Source organism: Bacillus sp. JJ1503, from assembly GCF_036965125.1.
In the GTDB taxonomy this organism is placed as follows: Bacteria; Bacillota; Bacilli; order Bacillales; family Cytobacillaceae; genus Cytobacillus.
On the sequence record NZ_JBALOZ010000270.1, the window covers coordinates 1 to 6373 of the forward strand.

5 protein-coding genes and 1 pseudogene are annotated in these 6373 nt (G+C 36.3%); all 6 read left to right on the top strand.

The genetic code is table 11. The annotated features are described in order from the left end of the window. The first annotated feature begins 54 nt into the window (after positions 1-54). A complete protein-coding gene (locus tag V7149_RS19660; RefSeq protein WP_335347287.1) occupies positions 55-1434 on the top strand; it encodes a catalase in 1380 nt (459 codons plus the stop codon). A 72-nt stretch (positions 1435-1506) separates the two neighbouring features. Continuing rightward, a pseudogene (locus V7149_RS19665) lies at positions 1507-2050 on the top strand (cupin domain-containing protein); the annotation flags it as partial. 143 nt (positions 2051-2193) lie between these two features. Next, on the top strand, positions 2194-3303 hold the full coding sequence (locus V7149_RS19670; RefSeq protein WP_335347288.1) for a lactonase family protein: 1110 nt from the start codon (positions 2194-2196) through the stop codon (positions 3301-3303). A 108-nt stretch (positions 3304-3411) separates the two neighbouring features. Beyond that, a complete protein-coding gene (locus V7149_RS19675; protein ID WP_335347289.1) occupies positions 3412-3894 on the top strand; it encodes a hypothetical protein in 483 nt (160 codons plus the stop codon). Between the two features lie 609 nt (positions 3895-4503). Beyond that, positions 4504-4953 (top strand): hypothetical protein, encoded by a 450-nt coding sequence (locus V7149_RS19680; RefSeq protein ID WP_335347290.1) that lies wholly within the window; start codon positions 4504-4506, stop codon positions 4951-4953. A gap of 565 nt (positions 4954-5518) precedes the next feature. Continuing rightward, on the top strand, positions 5519-6232 hold the full coding sequence (locus V7149_RS19685; RefSeq protein WP_335347291.1) for a hypothetical protein: 714 nt from the start codon (positions 5519-5521) through the stop codon (positions 6230-6232). Positions 6233-6373: the final 141 nt, after the last annotated feature.

Genomic DNA, 6373 nt, shown 5'->3' on the forward strand with positions numbered 1-6373 from the left:
CAATAATCATATTTAGTAACGATTGAAGTTAATTAAATTTTGGAGGCTTTAATAATGAATGAAAAACACCATAAACAGAGGCAAACTTTATTAGAGGAAAGCCATAATGAGAATCGAGACCTCTCCAATGATCAAGCTAAACTTCATTCCCAGACGATCGGCTCTAGGGGACCTGTACTGGAACAAGATAGTGTATTACACGAAACCTTACAAGAATTTATTCATGAAAAGATTTTAGAAAGACCTGTTCATGTAAAAGGATCTGGTGCATTTGGTTATTTTCAAACGATATATTCGATGTCCGAACATACAAAACTGAGCTTTTTACAAAATTCTAATCAGAAAGTTCCTGTTATGGTTCGCTTTTCGTTAGCTGTCAGTACGAAAGGAACACCTGATACATCTAGAAATGTGCGTGGTTTTTCTACAAAATTTTATACAGAAGAAGGCGTTTTTGACCTTTTGTGTAATCACATTCCTGTCTTTTCTGTTCGTGATGCGATACGATTTCCGGAATTTATTAAAGCACTCTTACCTACACCAAAAAATAATTTAATTGATCCTGATAGGTTTTGGAGCTTTGTAGCAAGAGCGCCTGAATCGATTCACTTTGTTATACGGTTATACTCGGATGCTGGTACGGTAAAAAGTTTTCGCCACATTCCAGGACATAGTGTAAATACATATGTATGGATAAATGCTCAAGGTATTAGAAAGTACGTTAAATACAATTGGTACCCATTTGAAGGTGTACAATACATTGGTCGCGAAGAAGCAAATAGACTAGCCGCTGAAAATCCTGATTACGCTGGTAAAGATTTATACGATGCGATTGCGGCTGGTAAACCGGTTGAATATGGCTTATATGTCCAGCTCATGGACCCAAAGGATAAAGCAAATCTTTCTTATGATCCTTTAGACGATACAAAAGTATGGGATGAAAAAGAGTATCCTCTAATGCCAGTAGGCAAATTGGTATTAACTAAAAATCCTGATAATTATATGGAACAAGTAGAAAAAGTCGCCTTCTCCCCTTCTAATTTACTAGACGGCGCAGAATTATCTGATGATAAAATACTTCAGGGCCGTGCCAATATTTATAGTGATTCTCAAAGAAGAAGAATTGGAGCTGAATTTCGTAAATTACCGGTTAACCAACAGCAAAATTGGATACCAGCTAATCAAATTACAAGTGGTGATGGAAGATATGTTGAAGGCAAACTTGAAAGAACTTCTATAACAAAGCAAGACGATTTTGGGCAGGCTGGTGAATTCTATACGAGGTTAACTCAAATAGAAAAAGAACACCTTGTCGAAAATTTAGCTAGTGATTTGAAAGTCATATCTGATGATATTAGAAAGAAGGTTATGGAGTATTTCAGTAAAGTATCATCTGACTTAGCAAAGAGAATTGAAATTGAAATGAAAAATTGATAAGAAGATTAAAAACGTCATTATTACGATTAAAATGACGTTTTTTTGTATAAAATTTATTAATTTCCAACACAGGGGAAGGTGCAAGGTCCACTGGAAAATCAAGAAGTTCAGTCACCCTACGGAGAAATTCCTTTAACTGTCAAGCACGAGCTGTTGAAACAAACACCCCTAAAAACACCAGGTGGTAGTGTACGAATTGTCGACTCTTCTAACTTTCCAATTTCAAAAACTGTCGCAGCAGCACTCGTTGAGATTGAACCGGGTGCAATGAGAGAACTTCATTGGCATCCAGATAATGACGAATGGCAGTATTACCTTACCGGACAAGGGCGAATGACTATATTTACTGGAAACGGTGCAGCTCGTACATTTGATTATAGAGCCGGTGATGTCGGATATGTACCCTTTGCTACTGGACACTATATTCAAAACACCGGTACCGAAACATTATGGATTTTAGAGATGTTCAAAAGCAACCACTTGATGACGTATCGCTCAATCAATGGATGGCACTGACGCCTAAGAATTAATTAAGAGCAACTTAAATGTTGGTTCAGAATTGATCGATTCTCTGCGTAAGGAGAAATGGCCTGTTGTTAAATATGATGATTGATCGCTGTGGTGATCTTTTTTAGTTGACTTAACATTTCTGGTTAACGGATAATCAACTTCTCTTTTTAAAACCATTTACATCTATTTCGGGAATTGAAATGGCGATGGAACCATATAAATTTATGAAAGGAGTGGAGACATAAAATGCAAGTAATGAACGAGTATTATCGTAAGAATGTGAGTGTTGTATACATTATGACTAATAATGATGTAATGAATCAAATCATTGCCTTTTATAGGGACATGAATGGAATGCTCACTTTTGGTGGATCTTACCCAACTTATGGCAGAGGTACTGGAACAAAAGAAGTCTCCACTGCAACAGCAAACGATGGCGTTGATCCCCTTACTTCACAAGGCGCTCTAACTCTGTCCCATGATGGACTTTTCCTACTTGCCGTTAACGCAGGAAGCCATAGTATCAGCAGTTTCATCATAACCGATAGTGGAACACCTGTCCTCGTGGATGTAAAGCCATCAGGAGGTGCTCAGCCCAATAGTGTTGATGTGTTTGGTAATCTTGTATATGTCTCCAATGTAGGTAATGCAGAAAACAATTTTTCTTCCAATATCACTGGTTTTCACATCCATGATAACGGACGCCTTACTCCTATTCCCGGATCCACCCATTCTCTCAGTACATTCAATGCTCAGCCCGCTCAGGTTCTCTTCACTCGTGATGGTAGTAAAATCCTTGTATCCGAGCTTACTTCAAACCATCTTAGTGTATTCCATGTAAATCCACATGGTACGGTTACAGAACCAATCGTGAATGATTCTTATGGTCAAGGACCATTGGGTGCTTATTTTCTATCCTCTGGAATCCTCTTAGTTACTGAAGCAGGTTCAAATGCCCTGTCATCCTATTCAATGAATAATACCGGGACCCTTCATGTGATCAGTGGCTCTGTACCAAATGGATATAAAACCGCATGCTGGGTTGTAACAACGAGGAATGAGCACTTTGCATATGTTACCAATACTTTAAGCGGCACCATCTCCACTTACCGAATCGGTCGCAATGGAGCCCTGTCAGTGATAAGGCATATTACCAGCACACCGCCAGGTACAGCTCCAGGACTGCCCATGGATGTTGGAGTGAGTAAAGATGGGCGGCATTTTTATACTCTTAACGGAAATCAGGGCACAGTCTCCGTATTTACAATTCAAGATGATGGAAGTTTGGTTAGACTGCAAGTTGCTGCTTGGACTAACATTCCTTATCTTGGATCGCAAGGGTTAGCCATTCTTTAAAATTATTTAGTTTAACTATATTTGGTGGAATCTAAAATAAAGGAGTTGTTACATTTTTACAAAAGCGAATTAAAAAGGAGCGATAGTGTGAGGAAAATGACTTTCATCGTGCTATTTTTGCTTGCTACAGGGATGATTTTGTTACACACTTCTGAACAACAAAATAAAATATCCTCTCCATATTCAAAACAAACTGAAATTAATGAGACAAGGTACTTGGTAGGTCGTCATAGTTTAATTGATAAAACAGAAGCGGAAGAAATACCCCCTTATGAAAGGTGGAATTCTATTAAAGATTTGAAATATACAACCTCAATCACGGTGCTATGTCATCCATCTTCCTATGAAATTGATAATCAAAATTTGATTAAGGAAATAGTTGACTCGTTTCAAAAATCAAAGTACCTTGAGCAAAGTGAGTTTCCAAGTCACGAACCTGACTTGAAGTTATATTTCAAGAAAAGAGAGGACTTTATTATGGCAGGGAGATTCTATTTGAAGGAAGCTGTGATCATATCTCCTGAAGGACCTATCATAAAAATTGATTTGGAAACCCTACAGAAGATTATGGAACAAGCGGATTGTAAATAATATACATTTGATATTTGTTATTTTTCTCTCATATATTCTTTTTAGACCATCGTCACGTTTATCCAAGAAGGGTTAACGCTTTGTTTTTGTTGAACTTTTTCTACTAACTGGCAGGTTAATGGGATAAGGAATATTCTGGTTAAAGAGCATAACTCTTAGTATATGGCTGTTTTCCGAAATGTCGCTGCTATTTAACAAATCATCATATTGATTTTCGTCAATTAAGGAGGAAATCAAATGGATTGGTATATATGGTTCGCAGTAATTGTTGCTGTTGTTATTATTATTGGGCATAAATCTTCTAAAAAGAAATAATGCTTGTTGACCTAAAGGGTAGCTTTACTTTAATAACGATCTTCCACAATCGGGCGCTTTTCTGAAATAAGGAAAGCGTCTTTCTTCATGCAAAGGGCCAGATTGTGTAACAACACAGTTATGGTATTATGCTAAAATTAGGAAGATATTGTGAAAGAATGTACTTAAAGGAACTGGCAGGTTAGTTGCAGAAGAGTTGATTTTTTCTAATCCACCTGTAAATGTCTATACAAAAGGCTTATTCGGATAATAGAATGTAATGTTTAGAATAATTATCCGAAAGGAGAAGAAATAATGGGAGTTCGAAAACAACCGTCAGCTTTTAGAGCTGTAAATATTAATACAGAACAAAGTGTGGGTCCAGCAGATTTTACTTTAATTGCTTATCCGAATGTAATATACGATTTAAACGAAGAGTATGATAATGACCCCAATTTCCCCAACACTTTTATTCCAAAACAAGATGGAATATATTTGATTATAGCAAGTATGAGTTTTGTTCCTGGTCCTGATGCTACAAATTATAGTTGCAGGATGTTAATCGCTATCAACGAAGAAGATACAGCCGCTGCTGATAACGACTTTTTTGGAGTAGATGTGCAAGTCACTAATCTGGTGAGTGTTTCTTCCGTCACTAATTTATCTAAGGGTGACAGAGTATTTATTTTTGGCCAAGCTACCACGGATGGTAATACATTACCCGAGCCATCATTTATGCACTTTGAAGCAATTAAATTATTATGAAATAATAATTAAGGTTTTTTTATTTAATAAAGTTGGTCACTAAAGTACTATTATTAAAACGATTAGTAAGTCACTAATGGTAGATTGTGAAGAGATGTACTTAAATTAACTGGTGCATTACTTCAAGAAGTTTCGGGTTGCTGAGGCAGCCTTTTTCTTATTTAGCTAAATGGGCAGGTTGGTTGACGATGAGAAGATATAAAAAAGGTCTTTTCCAAAGCCCTTAAAGGAGTAATATCAGGTAGACAAGTAATTGTTACAAGGGTGGGAGGATATTAAAAATATCTTATCAATTATCAGGAGGATTTATAGAGTGAAGAATTGGGTAATTCGAGTTCTAGTTATTATTGCAGGGTTACTTCTATGGGCTGTTTTGAGAATTCTATTTCATTATCCTTATTAAACTAAAGGTGGCGTTAATCCAAGAAGGATTAACGCTTACCTTTATTGAACCTATTGTACTAATAGATAGTTAAGTGGTATAAGGATTATTTTTGTGTAAGGAGATGATATTATTAAACTTTTGTATTACATTGCACTGTTGCTTTTGTCTTGCGTTATGTTGTTGGGATGTAATTCTGAAGAAATAGATTTATCACCTTCAATCCATGTAGAGGAAAAAGAATTAGAAATAGATCCAGAAGAAGAGGTGTTCGCTTCAACCCAAATCAATGCTCCTTTTCCACTTGGTGCAAAATTAAGCGAGCTAAAGGAACATTATGACGAACCTACCTATGATGATTACTATTCGGGTGCAAGATTGGTGGTTTTCGACAAGGAAGGATATTTTATCGATGAACTGGATGAAACCGTGGTGGGCTACTATTTTGCTACACTTACTCTCTCTGTGTTCGGTGCTACTGTCGGCATGACAGCAGAAGAAATTAACAAAGTGTTTGCTGAATCAGTAGAGCCAGTTGAAGATGAATTGGACTCTGACGGATACATTCTTGCTTATTATAAAAATGGATTCAAAATCTTCTTTGATTTAGAAATAAAGAATGGACCAACAACCGTTTTACATTTGGTGCGTGAATACGATTTTGAAAAGGAAGAAAAGATGCCAACTGAAACCGTTTCTTCTTCTAGTGGACCATCTGATATGGAAATCTATGAATACATGAAATCTGTTTTTGATAGAGAAACAAATTATGGTGCAAATTATATTCCAGAAGTCCACGATCAGTTGGCAGGAAAAATGGCAAGTGAAAAGTTTGGAATAAGTTCACAAGAGGCAATAGATATTTATACAAAAATTGAAATCGAAAAGGCTTATTAAATGTGAAAAAGGAATGGAACATTGTTCTATTCCTTTTTAGGTTTAAAATGTAGTCCAACCTTCGTAATAAAAATGGGGAATGATAACTTGCTGCTATTAATTAGATATTTAATCAAAGCACTAATCTTTTTCTCATTTATA